Annotated in this window: 20 protein-coding genes; 14 read left to right on the top strand and 6 right to left on the bottom strand. The window is 73.9% G+C overall.

Annotated elements, in window-relative coordinates:
- The first annotated feature begins 420 nt into the window (after positions 1-420).
- A complete protein-coding gene (locus ACH5AO_RS15195; protein ID WP_398924704.1) occupies positions 421-942 on the top strand; it encodes a hypothetical protein in 522 nt (173 codons plus the stop codon).
- An 8-nt stretch (positions 943-950) separates the two neighbouring features.
- On the opposite strand, the gene hemC is transcribed toward ACH5AO_RS15195, so the two are convergent.
- Both hemC and ACH5AO_RS15185 read right to left on the bottom strand, forming a co-directional pair.
- Positions 951-1,886, bottom strand: a complete 936-nt coding sequence (hemC, locus tag ACH5AO_RS15190; protein ID WP_398924703.1) for a hydroxymethylbilane synthase — start codon at positions 1,884-1,886, stop codon at positions 951-953.
- Positions 1,887-1,966: 80 nt separating this feature from the next.
- Positions 1,967-2,743, bottom strand: a complete 777-nt coding sequence (locus ACH5AO_RS15185; RefSeq protein WP_398924702.1) for an NPP1 family protein — start codon at positions 2,741-2,743, stop codon at positions 1,967-1,969.
- 238 nt (positions 2,744-2,981) lie between these two features.
- Here ACH5AO_RS15185 and ACH5AO_RS15180 point away from each other — a divergent pair, with 238 nt between their 5' ends.
- On the top strand, positions 2,982-3,476 hold the full coding sequence (locus tag ACH5AO_RS15180) for a MarR family winged helix-turn-helix transcriptional regulator (RefSeq protein WP_398924701.1): 495 nt from the start codon (positions 2,982-2,984) through the stop codon (positions 3,474-3,476).
- 51 nt (positions 3,477-3,527) lie between these two features.
- On the opposite strand, the gene ACH5AO_RS15175 is transcribed toward ACH5AO_RS15180, so the two are convergent.
- A complete protein-coding gene (locus ACH5AO_RS15175) occupies positions 3,528-4,667 on the bottom strand; it encodes an MFS transporter (RefSeq protein WP_398924730.1) in 1,140 nt (379 codons plus the stop codon).
- 102 nt (positions 4,668-4,769) lie between these two features.
- On the opposite strand from ACH5AO_RS15175, the gene ACH5AO_RS15170 reads away from it, so the two are divergent.
- The 4 genes from ACH5AO_RS15170 to ACH5AO_RS15155 all read left to right on the top strand — a co-directional run bounded on the left by ACH5AO_RS15170 (position 4,770) and on the right by ACH5AO_RS15155 (position 8,809).
- Positions 4,770-5,516, top strand: coding sequence for an AraC family transcriptional regulator (locus tag ACH5AO_RS15170; RefSeq protein WP_398924700.1), 747 nt, complete (start codon positions 4,770-4,772; stop codon positions 5,514-5,516).
- 76 nt (positions 5,517-5,592) lie between these two features.
- Complete coding sequence (locus ACH5AO_RS15165; protein ID WP_398924699.1) at positions 5,593-5,973, top strand: DoxX family protein; 381 nt, start codon at positions 5,593-5,595, stop codon at positions 5,971-5,973.
- Complete coding sequence (locus ACH5AO_RS15160) at positions 5,970-6,428, top strand: peroxiredoxin (RefSeq protein WP_398924698.1); 459 nt, start codon at positions 5,970-5,972, stop codon at positions 6,426-6,428. The genes ACH5AO_RS15165 and ACH5AO_RS15160 overlap by 4 nt, the downstream gene beginning before the upstream one ends.
- Positions 6,429-6,487: 59 nt before the next feature.
- The gene (locus ACH5AO_RS15155; protein ID WP_398924697.1) at positions 6,488-8,809 is read left to right on the top strand and encodes a SpoIIE family protein phosphatase; all 2,322 of its coding nucleotides are present in this window, start codon (positions 6,488-6,490) and stop codon (positions 8,807-8,809) included.
- A 35-nt stretch (positions 8,810-8,844) separates the two neighbouring features.
- On the opposite strand, the gene ACH5AO_RS15150 is transcribed toward ACH5AO_RS15155, so the two are convergent.
- The gene (locus ACH5AO_RS15150) at positions 8,845-9,675 is read right to left on the bottom strand and encodes an aldo/keto reductase (RefSeq protein ID WP_398924696.1); all 831 of its coding nucleotides are present in this window, start codon (positions 9,673-9,675) and stop codon (positions 8,845-8,847) included.
- A gap of 112 nt (positions 9,676-9,787) precedes the next feature.
- On the opposite strand from ACH5AO_RS15150, the gene ACH5AO_RS15145 reads away from it, so the two are divergent.
- Positions 9,788-10,753, top strand: a complete 966-nt coding sequence (locus tag ACH5AO_RS15145; protein WP_398924695.1) for a TauD/TfdA dioxygenase family protein — start codon at positions 9,788-9,790, stop codon at positions 10,751-10,753.
- Positions 10,754-10,901: 148 nt separating this feature from the next.
- On the opposite strand, the gene ACH5AO_RS15140 is transcribed toward ACH5AO_RS15145, so the two are convergent.
- The gene (locus tag ACH5AO_RS15140; protein ID WP_398924694.1) at positions 10,902-11,522 is read right to left on the bottom strand and encodes an L-threonylcarbamoyladenylate synthase; all 621 of its coding nucleotides are present in this window, start codon (positions 11,520-11,522) and stop codon (positions 10,902-10,904) included.
- A 128-nt stretch (positions 11,523-11,650) separates the two neighbouring features.
- On the opposite strand from ACH5AO_RS15140, the gene ACH5AO_RS15135 reads away from it, so the two are divergent.
- The 3 genes from ACH5AO_RS15135 (at position 11,651) to ACH5AO_RS15125 (ending at position 15,500) form a co-directional block, all read left to right on the top strand.
- A complete protein-coding gene (locus ACH5AO_RS15135; protein WP_398924729.1) occupies positions 11,651-13,141 on the top strand; it encodes a helix-turn-helix domain-containing protein in 1,491 nt (496 codons plus the stop codon).
- Positions 13,142-13,410: 269 nt separating this feature from the next.
- Positions 13,411-13,647: a hypothetical protein gene (locus ACH5AO_RS15130; RefSeq protein WP_030869562.1), complete on the top strand. Its 237-nt coding sequence runs from the start codon at positions 13,411-13,413 to the stop codon at positions 13,645-13,647.
- A gap of 194 nt (positions 13,648-13,841) precedes the next feature.
- Positions 13,842-15,500, top strand: coding sequence for a catalase (locus tag ACH5AO_RS15125; protein WP_398924693.1), 1,659 nt, complete (start codon positions 13,842-13,844; stop codon positions 15,498-15,500).
- Between the two features lies 1 nt (position 15,501).
- On the opposite strand, the gene ACH5AO_RS15120 is transcribed toward ACH5AO_RS15125, so the two are convergent.
- Positions 15,502-16,383: a fructosamine kinase family protein gene (locus tag ACH5AO_RS15120; RefSeq protein WP_398924692.1), complete on the bottom strand. Its 882-nt coding sequence runs from the start codon at positions 16,381-16,383 to the stop codon at positions 15,502-15,504.
- A 155-nt stretch (positions 16,384-16,538) separates the two neighbouring features.
- On the opposite strand from ACH5AO_RS15120, the gene ACH5AO_RS15115 reads away from it, so the two are divergent.
- The 4 genes from ACH5AO_RS15115 (at position 16,539) to ACH5AO_RS15100 (ending at position 19,727) form a co-directional block, all read left to right on the top strand.
- The gene (locus tag ACH5AO_RS15115; RefSeq protein WP_398924691.1) at positions 16,539-16,862 is read left to right on the top strand and encodes a hypothetical protein; all 324 of its coding nucleotides are present in this window, start codon (positions 16,539-16,541) and stop codon (positions 16,860-16,862) included.
- A 72-nt stretch (positions 16,863-16,934) separates the two neighbouring features.
- Positions 16,935-17,468, top strand: coding sequence for a DoxX family protein (locus tag ACH5AO_RS15110; protein ID WP_398924690.1), 534 nt, complete (start codon positions 16,935-16,937; stop codon positions 17,466-17,468).
- A gap of 90 nt (positions 17,469-17,558) precedes the next feature.
- Complete coding sequence (locus ACH5AO_RS15105; protein WP_398924689.1) at positions 17,559-18,122, top strand: hemerythrin domain-containing protein; 564 nt, start codon at positions 17,559-17,561, stop codon at positions 18,120-18,122.
- Between the two features lie 300 nt (positions 18,123-18,422).
- Positions 18,423-19,727: an MFS transporter gene (locus ACH5AO_RS15100; RefSeq protein WP_398924688.1), complete on the top strand. Its 1,305-nt coding sequence runs from the start codon at positions 18,423-18,425 to the stop codon at positions 19,725-19,727.
- The last annotated feature ends 205 nt before the right edge of the window (positions 19,728-19,932 follow it).

Here is a 19,932-nt window from a genome sequence, read left to right as displayed (position 1 = left end):
CCGGCCAAGCGGTTCCCACGGACGTGCCTCCTGTCCGAAGCACTGTGGATTCCCTTCCCCGCGGCCCGTCATTCCAAAACCTTTCCCGGAATTCGGCGGGGGAAATTACCGGAGGGCGCACGGTGGGAAATCAAATGAATTCATGGCGTCATGTTCCCCGCGACGGAGCGGGTGGCTCCGGGGGAGGCCCGTCCCCGTCGGCGCGGACCGTCCGGAAGACTCGCCGGTGATCACGGCGCCGGACGTGATGTGCGGCACGCCCCCGCCGGCCGTCGTCCGGCCGGCCGGGGAATTCCTCCAGCGCAGCGCTTGATCACCGATCGGACCGGGCGAACGGCCTGACCACAGCGCATTCCGCTCATTTGACAGTGCGCCGAGGCCGCGGATAGGAAGCATCGGACAGAAGTCGAGAGGTGCACTGTGTACGAGCCGAACGTGGTCGGGGACTGGCAGGAGTACGACGAGCATGCCGGTCTACGGGTCCGCGTCCACCGTCTGGAATCCGGCGATCCGCCGAAGGGACGGGACGACGCGGCCGAAGGGCTGACGTACTTCAGTGTCCGCGTGACCGTCGAGAATCGTGGCGACCGGCCTTTCTGCATTCACGTCGAGGACGGCCAGATCGACGTACGGACCGGTCCCGACGGTGAGAGCGCGTTCATCGACTGGCGCAACTCGCAGTTCATCGAGGGATTCGACGTCTACCCGCTGCGCCGCGCCACCGCCGTCCTCTACGCCGCCGGTCCCGAGGCGGCCCTGAGCCAGGTCGACGTCCAGGTCCAGCTGCGCGTCGACGAGGAGTGGGCCGGGCGCCGGCTGTGGACGGGCGGCATCGGCGTGCACGAGGGCTCCGCGGGGGCGCCCGCGGGCGCGTGCCGGGACAGCCTCGCCCAGCAGGTGAGCGTCTTCCTGCAGGAACAGGCGGAGGAAGGCACCGCCTGAGCGCCGCGTCAGTGCGGGATGCCGTCGATGATCTCGCGGGCGCCCTGACGCAGCAGCGCCACGGCGACCGAGGTGCCGAGCGTGGCCGGGTCGAGCCGGCCCGCCCACTCGTGCGCGTTCAGCCGGGTCTTGCCGTCCGGGGTGAAGACGCACGCCCGCAGGGAGAGTTCGCCGCCGCGGTCCACCCGTGCGTAGCCGGCGATCGGGCTGTTGCAGTGTCCCTGCAGCACGTGCAGGAACATGCGTTCGGCGGCGGCCTCGCGGTGGGTGTCCGGGTGGCCGAGGGCGCCGACCGCGTCGATCAGGCCGGTGTCGCCCTCACGGCACTGCAGCGCGAGGATGCCCGCGCCGATGGGCGGCATCATGGCCTCGGGGGAGAGCACCTCGCTGATCACGTCGGTGCGGCCGATGCGCTCCAGGCCGGAGACCGCGAGCAGCAGGGCGTCCGCCTCCCCGGCCGCGAGCTTCTCCAGCCGCCGGTTGGCGTTGCCGCGCAGTGGTACGCACGTCAGGTGCGGGTGGGTGGCGGCCAGTTGGGCGACCCGGCGCACCGAGGAGGTGCCGATCCGGGTGCCGGGCGCGAGTTCGTCCAGGGTGAGGCCGTCCGGGTGCACGAGGGCGTCGCGGATGTCGTCCCGCTCCAGGAACGCGGCGAACACCGTGCCCGCCGGGAGCGGCCGGTCGGCGGGCACGTCCTTGACGCAGTGCACGGCGACGTCCGCCTCACCGGCGAGCAGCGCGGCGTCCACCTCCTTGGTGAACGCGCCCTTGCCCTCCACCTTCGACAGGTCGCCGAGCCACTTGTCCCCGGTCGTCCTCACCGGTACGACCTCGGTGCGCACACCGGGACGGGCGGCGGCCAGCTCGGCCCGGACGCGCTCCACCTGGGCGAGCGCCATGGGCGAGTCGCGGGAGACGATGCGGATCAGTTCGGGGACGGACATGCCGACACCATAGACCCTCGAAGGGGCCTGCCCGTGCCGGGACGCCGAACGGCGTCCCGGCGTCAACGAGCCGTGTGTGGTCAGGCGTTCGGGTCGAAGGGGATGCCGGAGGGCTTGGCCGCCGCGAGGTGGGAGGTGAAGCTGCCGTCCTTCAGGCCGAAGTGGGCGCTGCCGAAGTCGTACGAGCTGAGCTTCTCGCGCAGTCCCGCCGGGTAGCCGTTCCAGCCGACCAGCGGAGGGTACTGCCAGCTGCCCCGGTGGTTCTCCGGCGGCTCGTCGCCCGGGCCCGCGAGGCGGAAGCAGTGGGTGCCGATGCCGTCCTTGTGGTAGACGATCTTCGCGTGCGTGCCGTCGAAACGGACCGCCGAGCGGGCGTGGACCGTGAACGACCCGTGGTTGGACGTGGAGACGTACTGGACGGTGTCGTTCTGTACCCACACCACGACGTGCTCCCAGTCGTGGCGGTGTCCCCCGAGGCTGACGCCCGGCAGGGCCTGGTCCTTCTCGAAGTACAGGCCGTAGAGGACGGCGCACCAGCCGTTGTTGCACTTCGAGCGGGAGTAGCTGTTGGTGGTGTCCAGGTCCGAGGCGTCGCGGCAGTTGCCGTTGAGGGCACCGGTCGGGTTGAGGCCGGGGTTGACGGTGCCGTCCGGGCCGATCGCGGCCGTCGAGTAGCAGCCGTCGGTGTCGTAGTCGAAGGCCGGCTGGTACGTCCGGTCCAGGGCGTCCGCGTTGGCCGGCAGGGCGGGAGGGGGTGCGGCGAAGGCGGTGGCGGGGAAGGCGATGACGAGCGCGGCCGCGCCGGCCAGGCCGGTCAGCCATCTCCTGCGGTGCGTTCGGGGTGTACTCGACGGCACTGCGTCCTCCTCATGGTCCGGGCGCAGCCAACGGCTGTGGCGGGATGGGGAGTTCAGCATTCCGGCTGGGCGTATACATGCCAAGAGGGTGTGGGCGTACCGCTGGTGAAGCGCGGCCCAACAATCGCCGCACCGGGTTCCGGACCGGGCCGGGACGGCCGCCGAGGTGCCGCCCGGACGGCGGCCGAGGCCCTGGGTGATTGATTGAGTTACGCAATGAGATGGTAAAGTGCGCCGCATGTCCACACCCGACGTCCCCGCCCCCGAGGAAGTGGCCGAGATCGAGCGCGCGCTCCACCGCCTCACCTACCTGAGCACGCGCGCACGTCAGCACGAGCGGCTGATGGCCCTGGCGGGTGTGCCGCTGGACCGGGCCGCCGTCGCGCTGCTGCGGCAGATGGCGGACACCGAGCCGATGCGGCCGGGGGAGCTGGCCACCCGGCTGGGAGTGGAGGCCTCGCACGTCACCCGCACGGTGCAGCAGCTGCAGAGGACCGGCCATGTCACCCGCGTCCCGGACCCCGACGACCGCCGCGCCCAGCGCATCGAGCTCACCGGGGCCGGCCGGGAGGCCATCGCCCGGATCCGGGAGGCGGGGGTCCGGGGCATGCAGGTGGCCCTGGCCGACTGGTCGCCCGACGACCTGCGGCAGCTCGCCACCCTCTTCCACCGCATGGTGGACGACTTCCTCGCCCACGCCGCCGAGGAGCCGGAAACCGCCCGCGGCACCTGACGGCGGGCGGCCGGGGCGTTCCGGGCGCTCGGGGCCGGTTCCGTCCGGCGCTCACCGCGCGTCCGGCTCGCGCGCCTTCGGCGGGGCCGGGGCGGGCTCACGCAGGCCCCACAGCAGCAGACGGCCCAGCAGGGGCAGGGCCACCAGGGGGAGCAGGGCCGTGTGGAGGGAAGTCGTGTCGGCCAGGGCGCCGAGGGCGGGGGCGGCCAGGCCGCCGACACTCACCGCCAGCCCCAGGGTGACCCCGCTCGCCGTGCCGACCCGCCGGGGGAGGTAGTCCTGGCCGAGGGTGATGTGCAGGGAGAAGGGCACGTACAGGCCCGCCGACGCCAGCGCCACGCACCCGTAGACCGCGGGCCCCGGCACCAGCGCCACTCCGGCGACCGCGAACACGGTCAGCGCGTACGAACGGCGCACCACCGTCAGCCTGCCGTACCGCTCGGCGAGCCGGCCCCCGACCGCCGTGCCCGCCGCCCCGCCGGCGTAGAGCACGCACAGCGCGGCCGTGCCGGCCGCCTCGCCGCCCCCGGTGCACTCACGGACGTACGGCGAGACGAACGCGCTCAGCCCGACGAAGACGACCGACCGGCAGGCCACGGCGCCGGACAGGCGCAGGAAGGACGGCCAGTCGTCCCGCCCGGCCGGGACCGGGGCGTCCGCGCCGCCCGCGCCGGGCCCCGCCGACCGTACGACCGCCGCGCACAGCGCCGCGCCCACCAGGGCCGGGACCACCAGCAGGGGAGAGGCACGCAACCCGCCCGCCGCGGCCACGGCGGCGACCAGCAGCGGCGCCAGGGCGAAACCCACGTTGCCGCCCAGGGAGAAGCGGCCCATCGCCGTATGGCTGCCGGCGGCCGCCGCGCGCGCCGCACGGGCGGCCTCCGGGTGGTAGGCGGCGACACCCGCTCCCGACACGGCGACCACCGCCAGCGTCAGCGCGTAGGAACCGGTGACCCCGCTGAGGGCGACACCGGTCCCGGCGGCCAGCGCGCTCACCGGCAGCAGCCACGGCATCGCCCACCGGTCGGTGAGCGCCCCGAACAGCGGCTGCACCAGCGACGACAGCAGGGAGGCGGCCAGGACGACCCCCGAGGCGGCGGCGTACGAGTAGGCGCGCTCGGCGACGAAGTACGGCACCAGGGCGGCCACGGCCCCCTGGTACACGTCTACGCAGGCGTGCGCGACGGACATCAGCGCGATGGGGCGACGGCGGCCCACGGAGAGGAGATCTGCGGTCACCCCGTGATCCTCCGCGGGCGTCCGCCCGTCCCGCTTCCGTTAATCTGCCGACTTGTGTCGAACATCCGCCACGACCCGACCGCCCCCACCCGCGCACGGCACCTGTCCGCGGGGGAGCGGATCGACGCCCACCGGCACGACGACCACCAGATCGTCTACGCGGGCTCCGGCGTCGTCGAGGTGACCACCGACGCCGGCACCTGGTTCGCGCCCGGCAACCGCGCCATCTGGGTGCCCGCCGGGACCGTGCACGCCCACCGGGCGCACGGCAGGCTGGAGCTGTACCTGGTCGGGCTGCCCGCCGACGACAACCCGCCGGCCCTGGACTCCCCGGCCGTGCTCGCCGTCGGCCCGCTGCTGCGCGAGCTGATCCTCGCGTACACCCGCGACCCCGCCGACGACAGCCCCGAACGCGGTCGCCTGCTCACCGTGCTGCGGGACCAGCTGCGCGTCTCGCCCCAGCAGCCCCTGAAGCTGCCCACGCCCACCGACCCGCGGCTGGCCGCGGTGTGCGCGCTCGTCCACGCCGACCCGGCCGGCCGGCACACCCTGGCCGACCTCGGTGCGGCGACAGGCGTCGGCGAACGCACCCTCAGCAGACTCTTCCGCCACGAGTTCGGCATGACGTTCCCGCAGTGGCGCACCCAGTCGCGGCTCTACCACGCCCTGCGGATGCTGGCCGACGGGCTGCCGGTGACGACCGTCGCGCACCGCTGCGGCTGGGCCTCCGCCAGCGCGTTCATCGACGTCTTCCGCCGCTCCCTGGGCCACCCGCCGGGCGTGCACCGACGGCGGTCCTGACCGGCCCGGACCCCGGCCTCACCACCACTGCTTACCGTCGGGTAATATCGCGCGGCAGGTCATCGGAGGAGGAACCGTGTCCCGGTCCGAACGCTCGCCCCTGCTGCTCGCCGGCCTGCTGGCCGCCGCGGGCACCGCACACTTCGCCGCCCCCCGCCAGTTCGACCACATCGTGCCGCGCTCCCTGCCCGGCTCGCCCCGGACCTGGACCCACGCCAGCGGCGCCGTCGAACTCGCGCTGGCCGCCGGGCTGGCGCTGCCCCGCACCCGCAAGGCCGCCGCACTGGCCGCGGCGGCCTTCTTCGTCGGCGTGTTCCCCGCCAACGTGAAGATGGCCGTCGACTGGCGGCACCGCCCCGCCCCGCAGAGGGCCGCGGCCCTCTGCCGGCTGCCCCTGCAGGTGCCGCTGGTGCTGTGGGCGCGCGGCGTCGCCAAGGGCGCGGAGGGCCGGTCGTGAGCGGACGGGTGGAGAAGGGCGGCACGGCCCCGGACTTCGCGCTCCCGGACGAGACCGGCACCGTCCGCCGGCTCTCGGAGCTGCTCACCGACGGGCCGGTGGTGCTGTTCTTCTACCCGGCCGCGCTGAGCGCCGGCTGCACCGCGCAGGCCTGCCGCTTCCGCGACCTCGCCGCCGAGTTCGCGGCAGTGGGTGCGCGACCGGTGGGCATCAGCGGGGACGCCGTCGAACGGCAGGCGGAGTTCGCCGGACGGCACTCCCTCGGCATGCCCCTGCTGTCCGACGCCGACGGCACGGTCCGCGAGCGGTTCGGCGTGAAGCGGGGGCTCGCCCTGGCGCCGACGAAACGGGCCACCTTCGTCGTCGGCCGGGACCGCACCGTCCTGGAGGTCGTGCGCAGCGAACTGCGGATGAACACCCACGCGGACCGGGCGCTCGCCGCGCTCCGCGCGTAGGGCGTTCCGGACGGACCGGCGCGGTTGATACCGGCCCGCAATGGGATGATCCTGGACGAATGGATGACGCCTCCGCCGCTGTGGTCGTCGATGCCCGCGGCATCGTGACGGGGTGGAGCGAGGGCGCCCGGCGGCTGACCGGACACCCGGCCGAGGATGCCGTGGGACGGGCCGTACGGGCGCTGCTCGCCGGGGACGCGCCCTCCGGCACGGCTCCCTTCCCCTCGGGTCCGGTCACGCTGCGCCACCGCGACGGCCGTCCCGTACCGGTCCGGCTCACGGTCCGGCCCCTGCTGGGCGCCCGGGGCACCCCCGCCGGACACCTGATCACCGCCGAGCCGCCCGACGCGGCGGAGACCTCCCTGGCCGCGCGGGCCTTCCAGCAGGCGTCCCTGACGATCTCGGTCGTCGACCCCGAGTCGCGCTACCTCCTGGTCAACGACGCCGCCTGCCGGCTGCTGGGTGATTCGCAGGAGAACCTCGTCGGACGGTCCTGCCTGGACACCATGGAGGACGACGAGTACACCCGCGGCCTGGGCCGGCACCTGCACCGGGTCGTCGAGACGGGCGAGCCGTTGCAGTACGAGGTCTACAGCCGGGCGCCCACACAGTCCCACCCGCGCATCTGGAACATGGAGATGTGGCCGGTCGCGGGGCCCTCCGGCGAGACGATGGGCACCGCCCTCGCGGCGTTCGACAGCACCGAGCAGCACCGGGCCCGGCGGCGCCTGGCGCTGCTGAACGAGGCCGCGACCGCCATCGGCACCACCCTGGACGTCGTCCGCACCGCAGAGGAGCTCATGAAGCTCATGGTCCCGGCGGTCGCCGACTTCGCCGCCGTCGACCTGCACGACTGGGTGCTCGGCGCCGACGAACCCCCGGTCCGGCCGGACGCCGGGGTCGTACTGCGCCGGGTGGCGCACGGCTCCGCCGCCGAGGGCGCCCCCGAGGCGGTCGTGCGCCTCGGCCAGACGGACGTCTACCCGCCCTACTCCCCGCCCGCGCGGGCGCTGCGCGAGTGCAGGGCGGTGCTCGCCCGCACCGGCGAACCGGACTTCGACCGGTGGACGACCGAGCGCGGCGTCCCCGAGTGCGTCGCCGACGTCCACTCGCTGCTGGCCGTGCCGCTGCGCGCCCGCGGCACCACCCTCGGCGTCGTGGTGGCCGTCCGCAACATCCACCCCGAGGAGTACGCCGACGACGACACCGCGCTCGCCGAGGAACTCGCCAGCCGTGCCGCCGTCTGCGTCGACAACGCCCGCCGCTTCGCCCGCGAACGCGCCACCGCGCTGGCCCTCCAGCACAGCCTGCTGCCGAAAGGCCTGCCCGGACAGGCCGCCGTCGAGGTCGCCCACCGCTATCTGCCCTCCGCGTCGGCGGCCGGCATCGGCGGCGACTGGTTCGACGTGATCCCGCTGGCCGGCAGCCGGGTCGCCCTGGTCGTGGGCGACGTCGTCGGCCACGGCATCCCCTCCACGGCCACCATGGGCCGGCTGTGCACCGCCGTGCGCACCCTCGCCGACGTGGACCTCCCGCCCGACGAACTCCTCACCCACCTCGACGACCTGGTCATCCACCTCGTCGCCGACGACCGGGAGGACGTCGCCGAGCTCGGCTCCACCTGCCTGTACGCCGTCTACGACCCCGTCTCCCGCCGCCTGACCGCGGCCTCCGCCGGGCACCCCGCGCCCGCCCTCGTACTGCCCGACGGGACGTCCCGGCTCATCCGCGTGAACGCCGGCCCCCCGCTGGGCGTCGGAGGGCTGCCGTTCGAGGCGACGGAGCTCGAGCTGCCCGAGGGCTCCGTCGTCGCGTTCTACACCGACGGCCTGATCGAGGACCGCGGCCGCGACATCGACCGCGCCACCGACGAACTGTGCCGCGCCCTGGCGGTGCCCGCCGACTCGCTGGAGTCCCTGTGCGACGGCGTGCTGAAGGACGTACTGCCGCAGGAGCCCTGCGACGACGTGGCGCTGCTCCTGGCCCGCACCCGGGCCCTGGGTGCCGACCAGGTCGCCACCAGGGACGTGCCGCCGAACCCGGAGGAGGTGGCCGCCGCCCGGGAGTGGGCCGGCGAACGGCTGGCCGCGTGGGGGCTGGACGAGATCGCCTTCATCACCGAACTCGTCGTCAGTGAACTGGTCACCAACGCCATCCGGTACGGCGTGCCGCCCATCCAGCTGCGGCTGATCCGCGACCGCACCCTGATCTGCGAGGTCGCCGACGCCAGCTCCACCTCACCGCACCTGCGCCGCGCCCACGTCTACGACGAGGGCGGCCGCGGACTGCTGCTGGTGGCCCAGCTCACCCAGCGCTGGGGCAGCCGCCAGACGGACCACGGCAAGACGATCTGGGCGGAACAACCGCTGCCGCAGCCCTGACCCGCCGCCCGGACCCCGTCGGTCCCGGCCCCGGGTCAGAACTCCTCGTGCACCTCCGGGTCCCCGCCGATCCGCCGGTGGGCGCGGTCGGCGATCGTCCGCATCTGGGCGGCGTCCAGTTCGAAGCCGAAGACGTCGAGGTTCGCGCGCTGCCGCTCGGGATCGGACGACTTGGGTACGGGGAGCACACCCAGCTGGACGTGCCAGCGCAGCACCGCCTGGGCCGGGGTGACCCCGTGCGCCTCGGCGACGGCGGCCACGGCCAGGTCGTCCAGGAGCGTCGAGCCGCGGCCGAGCGGGCTCCAGCTCTCGACCAGCACCCCCTTGCCGGCGTGGTACGCGCGCAGTTCCTCCTGCGGGAAGAAGGGATGCAGCTCGATCTGGTTGACCGAGGGCAGCACCCCGGTCTCCTTCTCCAGCCGCTCGATGTGGGCGGGCGTGAAGTTGGAGACGCCGATCGACCGGACCAGGCCGTCCTCCCGCAGCTTGATCATGGCCTTCCAGGAGTCGACGTACCTGTCGACGCGGGGGAGCGGCCAGTGGATCAGGTAGAGGTCGACGTACTCCAGGCCGAGCCGGGCGCGGGACTCCTCGAAGAAGGCGAGGGTCTCCTCGTAACCGTGGTGCCGGCCCGGGAGCTTCGTCGTCACGACGACCTCCTCGCGCGGGACGCCGGCCCGGGCCAGGGCACGGCCGACACCGGTCTCGTTGCGGTAGTTGGCCGCCGTGTCGACGAGGCGGTAGCCCGTTCGGAGGGCCTCGGCCACCGCCCGCTCCGCCTCGGCGTCGTCCATCGGCCAGGTGCCCAGGCCCAGGGCGGGGATCGTGGTGCCGTCGTTGAGGGTGTGGCTCGGGATGTCGCTCACCGGGGTGCCTTCCCGTCGGGGATGTCGTCCTCCCAGCGTCGGGGACGAGGGGTCGATGATCAACCGGACGGGTAGGGAGACCGGTGGTGACGACCGACGGAGTGGGGAACGCATGACGACGCGCGGGGACGGCACGGGGGAGGACACGGCGGTGGAGGTGCGTCCGGTGGCCGGGCACATCGGGGCCGAGATCACCGGCGTCGACCTCGCCGGCGATCCCGACGACGCGGTGATCGCCGCCGTCAGGGCGGCGGTGCTCCGCTGGAAGGTGGTGTTCTTCCGCGGACAGCGCCTCGACCACGCCGGACACGTGGCGCTGGCCCGCCGCTTCGGCGAACCGGTCGTGCTGCCCCGGCGCGGCAGGGCCTCGCCGGCGGACTTCCCCGAGATCGAGACCACCGCCGACCGGCTGGAGCTCGGCGGACGCTTCGGCATGGAGCACGACGAGTGGCTGCGGCGCCGCCGCCACACCCTGCTGCGCGGCTGGCACTGCGACCACGGCGCCCGCGTCGACCCGCCGGCCGCGACGATCCTGCGCGCCGAGACCGTCCCGCCCCACGGCGGCGACACCACCTGGTCGAACCTGGCCGCGGCGTACGCCGGACTCTCCGCCCCGGTGCGGGAGTTCGCCGACCGGCTGCGCGCCGAGCACCGGCTGGGCGTCGGCTACCAGGCCCGCCCCGGCGACGACGCCTACCTGCGCCACCTGCTGGAGCACCAGACCGCCTCGGAGCACCCCCTGGTGCGCGTCCACCCGGAGACCGGGGAGCGGCTGCTGTTCGTCAACGGCTACTACGTCGAGCAGATCACCGGTCTGTCCCGCCCCGAGAGCGCGGCCGTCCTGGAGATGCTGCTGGAGCAGGCGACCCGGCCCGAGTACACCGTGCGGTTCCGCTGGGAGCCGGGCAGCGTGGCGTTCTGGGACAACCGGGCCACCATCCATCTGGCCCCGGGCGACACGGCCCACCTCGGCCATCCGCGGATCATGCACCGGGTGATGCTCGCCGGTGACGTCCCGGTCGGCGTGGACGGCCGGCCCTCGCGGCCGGTCACCGGCACCGCGCCGGGCCGCTGGTAGGCCGGGCCGCCGGCAGCGGGCCCGCGCTCCGGCCCGGCGGGACGGTCACCCCGGCCCGGCCACCGGGACGCGTCCGCGCCGGTACGAGGACTCCGTCACCGGGACCGTGCGGCCGGCCCGACCACCCCTCGCCCGGACTCGCCCGGCCTCACTCGAACCGCGAGACGTCGCCCGCGCCTCGTCGTACGATCTCCGCCTCACCGCCCGAGAAGTCGATCACCGTGGTCGGCTCGGTGCCGCAGTCGCCGGAGTCCAGCACAGCGTCCACCTGGTGGTCGAGGAGGTCCTTGATCTCCCAGCCCTGGGTCATCGGCTCGTCCTCGCCGGGCAGCAGCAGGGTGCTGGACAGCAGGGGCTCACCGAGTTCGGCCAGCAGGGCCTGGGTGACGACGTGGTCCGGGATGCGCACGCCCACCGTCTTCTTCTTGGGGTGCATCAGCATCCGCGGCACCTCCTTCGTCGCGGGCAGGATGAACGTGTAGCTGCCCGGGGTCGACGCCTTCACCGCGCGGAACACGTCGTTGTCGATCCGTACGAACTGGCCGAGCTGCGCGAAGTCCCGGCACATCAGGGTGAAGTGGTGCCGGTCGTCCAGCTTGCGGATCGTGCGGATCCGGTCGATGCCGGTCCGGCTGCCCAGACGGCAGCCGAGCGCGTAGCAGGAGTCCGTGGGGTACGCGATCAGGGCGTCGGAGCGGATGCTCTCGGCGACCTGCGCGATGGTGCGCGGCTGGGGATTGTCGGGGTGCACGTCGAAGTACTTCGCCATTCACCGAGCTTATGCCGCCCGCACGCGAGGACCGCGCACGCCGTCCCTCGAGGCACGGTGTGCCGGAGCGCGGGGGTGAGGTAACGTCCCTGACCCGGGCGGGACGCGTGAACGAGGGGAAGGCCGAGGTGACGGGCGGTAAGGACGGAGTCCGGCGGACGCCGGCGCCGGCCGGGGAGCATCCGGTGTGGGCGCGGGAACTGCTCGAGCACCTGCGCCCGGCCGGGCGTGACGTCGGCCGGGTCGTCGACTGGCTGGCCGCCACCGCGCACGCGGAGGTGTCCCTCCGGGACGCCGCCGGCACACTGCTCGCCGGGGCCCGGCTGCCACTGGACGACTCCCTCGTCGCCGGCCTCGTCACCGGCCGGATCGCCTCCGCCGCCTGGGAGGGGGAGGGGCGCCACGTGCGCCTGGTGAGGATCGGACACCCCTCCGGGACCCACGTGCTGGCCGTCTCCCGCGCGGCCCCCTTCGACCGGCACGCCTCCGACGTCGTCACGCACACCGCCCAGGTGATCGAACTCCTGCTGACCGCCCACGAGACCACCGCCGCCGGACACCTGCTGCGGCGGGCCGCCGCCGATCTGCGCCTCGCGATCCTGCAGCTGCTGATGGTCGAGGACACCGTCGCCGCCCGCCGGGTCGCCGCCGGGCTCTGGCCCGGCCTGCTCGACGCCGACACGGCCTGCGTCTACGTCGTCGAGTCCGCGCCCGCCCTGCGCGACCGGCTCGCCGCGGAGTGCCTGGACGCCACGCGGGAGGAGGCGCTGGTCGTGCGCTGCCCGGCGATGGACGGGCACGTGATCGTCGTCAGCCCCCGCGAGGCCACCGCCGGCGAGCTGCGGTCGCTGGTCGAACGCCACCCGGACACCTTCCTCGGCGGCAGCGTCTGGCAGAGCCTCGCCCGTACCGCCACCGCGTACGGGCAGGCCGTCAGCGCCCTGGCGGTGGCGCGCTTCCGCGCCGACAAGACGGCCGTGTACGCCGAACGCACCCACCCGGAACGGCTGATGGACCCCGCCGCGCTGCGCGGCTGGGCGGCCCGGGTGCTGCGCCCGCTCGACGCGCTGCCGCACCACACCCGCGCCGAACTCCTCGCCACCACCCGTCTCGGTCTGGAGTTCACCGCCGTCAGCGCGGCCAAGGTGCTCGGCGTCAGCCGCAACACCGTACGGGCCCGCATGGAACGCGTCGAGACCATGCTCGGCGCGGACTTCGACGACGTCACCGTCCGCGCCGTGGTGCACCTGGCGCTGCACACCCAGATCAACCTCCTGGACGGGCAGGAGGTCGGCGACGGTGCGGCGCACTCCCCGTGCCTCGCCGACCTGCTGGCCGGCCCCGCCCTCGGCGGCTGGGCGCGGGAGCTGCTGGGGAGACTGGAAGGGGGCACCCGGAACGTGCGCCGCACCCTGTGTGCCTGGATCGCCGCCGGGGGCAACGCCGAGCGGGCCGCGCAGAGCCTGGGCGTGCACGCCCAGACCGTGCGCGAACACGTGCGCAGCGCCGAACCGGTCCTGGAACGCCAGCTGCTGGCCGCCGGGGCCGATCTGTACGAGGTCGTGCTGGCCCATCTGGCGGTGGGTGACCTGGAACAGCCGGTGCTCACGCACGGGTGAACCGGGCCTTTCGGACTCAGTTGTGCACGGATGAGTCCTCCGGCGGCCGCAGCGGGCACCGGTGCGCTACACAGCACCGCCCCGCAGCGCATAGTTTCGGCACACGGCGGGAGCACGACCGGAACGGGGGACCGGTCGCGCCCCGCCCTTTCGTCGCCGTGTGCCTCAGGCGGGAACGGGTACCCGACCGCCGCTGTGGAGGCCCGCGCCCCGGCGCCACGCGCCGGAGCGGGCGGGCCCGTAACGAGCACCGCGACGAGGAGGCCCGGATGACCAGCGAGACGGAGACCGGCGGCGTCACCGGCACGCAGGACAAGGACTACAACCTGATCTGGTACGTCGAGGCGTGCCTGAGCAACGCACTGCGCCTGGAGAGCTACATCCAGGACGCCGAGCGCGCCAAGGACACCGAGGTCGCCGATCTGTTCCGCAAGGCCCAGGCGGACAGCCGCAAGGGCGCGGAACTCGGCAAGGGGCTGCTGCGCGCACGCCTGAACGGCGGCTGAGCACGCCGCTCCGCGAGGACCCGGCCACCGCGCACGACCGCGGCGGCCGGGCCCGTGCCGTCGCGGGCCGCCTCCCGCACACGGCCTGACGCAACCGGCGGCTCCCCGAGTCGCCGACCGCGGTGATGCGCGGCAGCATGACCCTCGTACGCGCCACCGCGGGGGGTACAGAGCAGCTCAAGGAGCCCACGATCATGACGGACGTTTCGAGCCGGGGCCCCGCTCCGGGCGACGACCGCAAGGTACTCACCAACCGGCAGGGCCATCCGGTCTACGACAACCAGAACCAGCGCACCGTCGGCTCCCGGGGCCCGGCCACGCTGGAGAACTACCAGTTCCTGGAGAAGATCAGCCACTTCGACCGGGAACGCATCCCCGAACGCGTGGTGCACGCCCGCGGCGTCACCGCCTACGGATACTTCGAGGCGTACGGGAAGTGGGGCGACGAGCCGATCTCCCGCTACACCCGCGCCAAGCTCTTCCAGGAGGAGGGCAAGCGCACGGACGTGGCCGTCCGCTTCTCCACCGTCATCGGCGGACGCGACTCCTCCGAGGCCGCCCGCGACCCCCGCGGCTTCGCGGTGAAGTTCTACACCGAGGACGGCAACTGGGACCTCGTCGGCAACAACCTGGGCGTCTTCTTCATCCGGGACGCCATCAAGTTCCCGGACGTCATCCACGCCCTCAAGCCCGACCCGGTCACCTTCGAGCAGCAGCCGCGCCGCATCTTCGACTTCATGTCGCAGACGCCCGAGTCGATGCACATGCTGGTCAACCTGTTCAGCCCGCGCGGCATCCCGGCGGACTACCGCCACATGCAGGGCTTCGGCGTGAACACCTACAAGTGGGTCGACGCCGAGGGCGGCACCAAGCTGGTCAAGTACCACTGGATGCCCAAGCAGGGCGTGCGCAGCATGACCGTCGAGGACGCGGCGAACGTCCAGGCCGAGTCGCTCGGCCACGCCACCAAGGACCTGTACGAGGCGGTGGAGCGCGGCGAGTACCCGGAGTGGGAACTGCTGGTCCAGATGATGGACGACCACGACCACCCGGAGCTGGACTTCGACCCGCTGGACGACACCAAGACCTGGCCGGAGCAGGACTTCCCGCCGAAGCCGGTGGGCCGCATGGTGCTGAACCGGATGCCGGACAACTTCTTCGCCGAGAACGAGCAGATCTCCTTCGGCACCGGCGTCCTCGTCGACGGTCTGGACTTCTCCGACGACAAGATGCTCGTCGGCCGGACCTTCTCCTACAGCGACACCCAGCGCCACCGGGTCGGCCCGAACTACCTCCAGCTGCCGGTCAACCAGGCCAAGCACGCGGACGTGCGCACCAACCAGCGCGACGGCCAGATGGCGTACTTCCAGGACAAGGGCGGGGAGAACCCGCACGTCAACTACGAGCCGTCGATCACCGGCGGGCTGCGCGAGGGCCAGTACCCGACGCACGACGACCAGGGTCCGGAGATCCGGGGCCGGCTCACCCGCAAGCGCATCGAGCGCACCAACGACTACCTCCAGGCGGGCCAGCGGTACTGCCTGATGGAGGACTGGGAGCGCGACGACCTGGTGAAGAACTTCGTCACCCTGATCTCCCAGTGCGACCGGGAGGTGCAGGAGCGCATGGTGTGGCACTTCCTGCTGGTCGAGAACGACCTCGGCCGCAGGGTCGGCGAGGGCCTCGGCATCATGCCGGAGGACGTCGCCCACCTGGAGCCCCTGGCGAGCCAGGACCTCACCGACGAGGACCGCAAGCGGCTGGCCAACCTCGGCGACAACCCGCCCCGCGACGTGGAGGGACTCACCATGACCCACTGCGTCCCCGACGAACGGCACGTGGTGACCCGGTGAGTCACCCGGCCGACCGCGCCACCGCGAGCGCCTGTTCGGCGTAACCGCGCCCGAACAGCACGGCGTGCACCAGCAGTGGGAAGAGCTGGTGCACGCCGACGCGCGTTTGCCACCCGCCGGCGAGCGGCGCCGCCTCCCGGTAGCCGTCCAGCACCGCGTCCAGGTGGGGGCAGCCGAACAGGGCGAGCATCGCGAGATCGGTCTCCCGGTGCCCGCCGTGGGCGGCCGGGTCGATCAGGTGGACGTGCCCGTCGGCGCCCCAGAGCACATTGCCGTTCCACAGGTCGCCGTGGAGCCGCGCGGGCGGCTCGGCGGGCCCGGCGAGCTCCGGCAGCCGCTCACAGACCCGCTCGACGACGCCCGCCTCACCCGCGGTGACGGTGCCGTCGTCGACCGCCCGGCGCAGGTACGGCAGCACCCGGTGCTCGGCGTACCAGCCGGGCCAGTCGCCGCCGGTGACGTTGCGCATCGGGGCGAGCCCGATGTATGCCTCCACCGGGCCGCCGGGCGGCGGCGCCCCGAAGGCCGGCGCGCCGGCGGCGTGCAGCGCGGCCAGCTCCCGGCCGAACCGCAGCGCCGCCTCCCGGCCGGGCGGCCCCTGCGCCACCCGGTCGACGACCAGCCGGCGCGCGTCGTGACCGTGCACCGCCGGCACCCGCACCGCCTTGGCCTCGGCCAGCCAGCGCAGCCCCGCCGCCTCGGCGCGCACGGCCCCCGCCCCGTCGGCGCTCTTGACGACCACCACCCTGCCGTCGTCGAGGACGGCCTCGGCCAGTGAGCCGGACAGCGTACGCACACCGGTCACCGCACGCCCGGTGAACCGGGCCGCCACGGCCCCGGGCCCGTCACCGTCCGGGGCGGCCGGACCGGGAGGGAAGCTCATGGGCGGACTCCTCACGTACGGGTGCGCGGGCGAGCGGTCGTGCCCAGGGTACGGACCGCCCGCACGCCCGCGTCCGCCGCCGGCCGGTCACGCGGGACGGTGAAATCCCGGCCCCCGTCGATCGAAGGAAACCGTGCCGGGGGAGCACTCGGAGCATGACGAGTTCATCGTTCCAGCGCACCCTCACCCTGCCCGTCGCGCTGTGCGAACAGGCCGCACAGCATCTGGAGCAGGCAGCCCGGCGGACCGTCGACGGTGCCGGAATCCCGCTGAAGGCGTTCCGCGCGGCCGCCGACAGCGACTACACCCTCCCCGTGTCCGTGGTGGAGCAGGCGGCGGGCTGCCTGCTGGTCCTGGCCACGGAGACCGCCCAGACCGTACGGCCCTCGGCCCTGCGTGCCACCATCGGCGTCGCCCTGCGCCTGCGCGACGCCGTCCAGGCCGTCCACCGGCCCGCGCTCACCACCCGCTTCTGGTGAGGGCGCGCCGCATGGTCCCCGCCCGGCGGGGAACCCGGCGCACCCCCGCCACGCACACCTCCAGGAGAAGGCATGAGTCTGTTGCGCGTCCTCGGCCGGCCGATGCTGGCGTCGATGTTCGTCGCGGGCGGACTGGACTCCGTCCGCAACCCCCAGAACGTCGCCCCGATCGCCGAGTCCGTCGTGAAGCCCCTCACCGACCGCGTCGCGGTGCTGCCGGACCGCACCGAGGACGCCGTGCGCCTCAGCGGTGCCGTCCAGGTGGTGGGCGGGCTGCTGCTGGCCACCGGACGCCTGTCCCGCCCGGCCGCGCTCGCGGTCGCCGCCACGCTCGTGCCCACGACGCTGGCCGCCCACCGCTTCTGGGAGGAGGAGGACCCCGGCCAGCGCATGCAGCAGCGCATCCACTTCCTGAAGAACCTGTCCATGCTCGGCGGTCTGCTGATCGCCGCCGACGACACCGGTGCGGCCCCCTCGCTCCTCTGGCGGAGCCGGCACGCCGCCCACGACCTGCGCCGCGACGCCCACCTCGTACGCCGGTCCGTCCGGGCCGGGGCCGCACCCGCCGCGGCGGCCGGCCGGATCCGGGCCCGGCTGTCCCGCTGATCCACCGGACCGCGTTAGCTCCCCGGGGGCGGGGGGACTCGTGGGCGGGTGGCTCCGGCCGGGTGCCACCACGAACCGGAGGTGAAGGACATGGGACACGGAGGCAACGTCATCGACGAACTGGTGACCGATCACCGGGAGGTCGAGGAACTCTTCGGCAAGATCGAGGAACTGCCGCCGGGCCACAAGGACCGCAAGACGTACGCCGACCAGGTCACCATCGAGCTGATCCGGCACTCGGTGGCCGAGGAGGCGTACCTCTACCCGGCCGTGCGGGAGCACGTGGAGAACGGGGACGCGCTGGCCGATCGTGAGCTCGAGGACCACGCCACGGCCGAGCGGACGATGAAGGACCTGGAGGGCTGCGACGCCGGCGACCCCGAGTTCGACCGGCTCGTCGGCGCGCTGATGAGCGAGATCCGCGAGCACATCGCTGACGAGGAGCGGAACCTGTTCCCGATGCTGCGCGCCGCCTGCTCCCCGGAGCAGCTCGACCGGCTCGGCGACAAGGTCCGGCAGGCGAAGAAGACGGCCCCGACCCGGCCGCACCCGGCCGCCCCGGACAAGCCCCCGGCGAACAAGCTGCTGGCGCCGGGCGCCGGGATGGTGGACCGGATCCGGGACGCGCTGAGCGGACGCGGGAAGCTCGGCTGACGCCAGGCACGCGCAAGGACCCGGAGGGAGGGGTCCGTCACACGGGTGACGGGCCCCTCCCCCCATGTCCCCGCTCTCTGTGAGCAACCGCACTCACGGCCCAAGTCCCCCGCACGAGAACACGTTTGACGCCCACGTTCCCATGATCCCCGGCTGCTCGGAACCGACTCGGCGGTCCCTTCTGCCACGATGGGCCGCGCCCTTCCAGGTGACGGGAGCCGCCGCGCAGCGCAGCCGGTGTTCCGCTTCCCGCGCCCCCTCCGCCGAGTCCTTCGGCTCGTCCTCCCGAGTGGCGCCCCTGTGTCTTCCCCACCCGCCCCCGCCCAGCCCGAGTCCCGCTCGCCCTGGCGCTCCCTGCGGCACCGCAGCATGCGCTGGTGGTCCGTCGCGAACTTCGTGTCCAACGCCGGTACGTGGATGCAGCTCACGGTGCAGAACCTGCTGGTCCTCCAGATCACCGGGTCCGCCGCCGCCACGGGTCTGTCCATGTCCGTACAGGCCGCCCCGGCCCTGCTCATGAGCGTCCTCGGCGGCGCGGCGGTCGACCGCTGGCCGCGGAAGCTGACGGCCGCCGTCAGCCAGGCGCTGCTGGCCGTGATCGCGTTCACCACGGCCACCCTGGTGGCGCTGGACCGGCTCGACATGACGTCCCTGATGGTGCTGGCCGCCGTCACCGGCATGATCGCCACCGTCGACAACCCGGCGTGCGCCCTGCTGGGCAACGATCTCGTCCCCGCCGAGGACGTGCCCTCCGCCATCGGCGTGGGCGCCCTGGTCTTCAACGCGGGCCGGCTCGCGGGCGCCGCGCTCGCCGGGGTGACGGTCGGGTTCCTCGGCACGGCCGCCGCCTACTTCGCCAACGGGTTCTCCTTCCTCTTCGTGACCGCGGTCATCCCGTTCCTGCGCCCGGCGGCGGGGGCGGTCCGGCACGTCGTCGAGAAGGGGGGGAAGGGCGGGAAGGGCGAGCGCCCGCAGCCCGCCATGACCGTCCGCGAGGGGATCGCCTTCTTCGCCCGCCGGCCGCGGCTGCTCGCGCTCGCCGGGGTGACCGGCGTCAGCGCGGTCTTCGGCCGCAACTACGGGCTCACGCTCGCCGTCCTGGTCACCGGACCGCTCGCGGGCGGAGCCGGGGCGTTCGGCACGGTGTCCACCGTCCTCGCGGTCGGCGGCATCCTCGGCGCGGTGCTCGGCGCGCGGCTGCGCCGGCCGTCCGTGCGGCTGGTCGGCGCCCTCGCGGCGACGGGCGCGCTGCTGCAGGTGGTGGCGGGGATGTCACCGTCGCTGGCCGTGCTGCTGGTGCTGGTGCTGCCCATGGCCGTCGTGGAGTCCGTCTCCGACACCGCCGGAACGGCCGTCCTGCAGACCGACCCGCCCGCCCACCTGCGCGGGCGCGTGCTCGGCGTCTGGGGCAGCGTCGGCACCGTGTGGAGCCTGGGCGGCCCGCCCGCCCTGGGCCTCCTCATGGAACTGGCCGGCCCCCGCGGCGCCCTGATCACCGGCGGCCTGATCATCGCCGCGTCGATCGGGGCAGGCCACCTCCTCCACACCCGCCGCACCCGGACTCCGGCGGTTCTCCGCCCCGAAGCCCTGGAAACAGCGGCGTAATCACAGCCCGTCCGGCGCTTGAGGACGAGGCCCGAAGGGCCGATGGGGGTCTGGGGGCGCAGCCCCCAGGGACGGGAAGGGGAGGGGCGGGCGGGGGCGAAAAACCTGGGGGGGGGCGGGGCCCCCCCCCCCCCCCCCCCCCCCCCCCCCCCCCCCCCCCCCCCCCCCCCCCCCCCCCCCCCCCCCCCCCCCCCCCCCCCCCCCT

It is taken from the genome of Streptomyces sp. NPDC018964 (assembly GCF_044390325.1).
GTDB lineage: Bacteria > Actinomycetota > Actinomycetes > Streptomycetales > Streptomycetaceae > Streptomyces.
Note: the sequence above shows the minus strand (reverse complement) of the source record. Positions and strands in the feature narration are given on the sequence as shown.

Bases quoted from the DNA above. Each gene is read 5' to 3' on its own strand.
- ACH5AO_RS15155 (WP_398924697.1), top strand. From the start codon at position 6,488: ATGGATGACGCCTCCGCCGCTGTGGTCGTCGATGCCCGCGGCATCGTG.
- ACH5AO_RS15110 (WP_398924690.1), top strand. From the start codon at position 16,935: ATGAGTCTGTTGCGCGTCCTCGGCCGGCCGATGCTGGCGTCGATGTTC.
- ACH5AO_RS15140 (WP_398924694.1), bottom strand. From the start codon at position 11,522: ATGGCGAAGTACTTCGACGTGCACCCCGACAATCCCCAGCCGCGCACC.
- ACH5AO_RS15175 (WP_398924730.1), bottom strand. From the start codon at position 4,667: ATGTCCGTCGCGCACGCCTGCGTAGACGTGTACCAGGGGGCCGTGGCC.
- ACH5AO_RS15145 (WP_398924695.1), top strand. From the start codon at position 9,788: ATGACGACGCGCGGGGACGGCACGGGGGAGGACACGGCGGTGGAGGTG.
- ACH5AO_RS15130 (WP_030869562.1), top strand. From the start codon at position 13,411: ATGACCAGCGAGACGGAGACCGGCGGCGTCACCGGCACGCAGGACAAG.
- ACH5AO_RS15115 (WP_398924691.1), top strand. From the start codon at position 16,539: ATGACGAGTTCATCGTTCCAGCGCACCCTCACCCTGCCCGTCGCGCTG.
- ACH5AO_RS15125 (WP_398924693.1), top strand. From the start codon at position 13,842: ATGACGGACGTTTCGAGCCGGGGCCCCGCTCCGGGCGACGACCGCAAG.
- ACH5AO_RS15120 (WP_398924692.1), bottom strand. From the start codon at position 16,383: ATGAGCTTCCCTCCCGGTCCGGCCGCCCCGGACGGTGACGGGCCCGGG.
- hemC (WP_398924703.1), bottom strand. From the start codon at position 1,886: ATGTCCGTCCCCGAACTGATCCGCATCGTCTCCCGCGACTCGCCCATG.
- ACH5AO_RS15180 (WP_398924701.1), top strand. From the start codon at position 2,982: ATGTCCACACCCGACGTCCCCGCCCCCGAGGAAGTGGCCGAGATCGAG.
- ACH5AO_RS15105 (WP_398924689.1), top strand. From the start codon at position 17,559: ATGGGACACGGAGGCAACGTCATCGACGAACTGGTGACCGATCACCGG.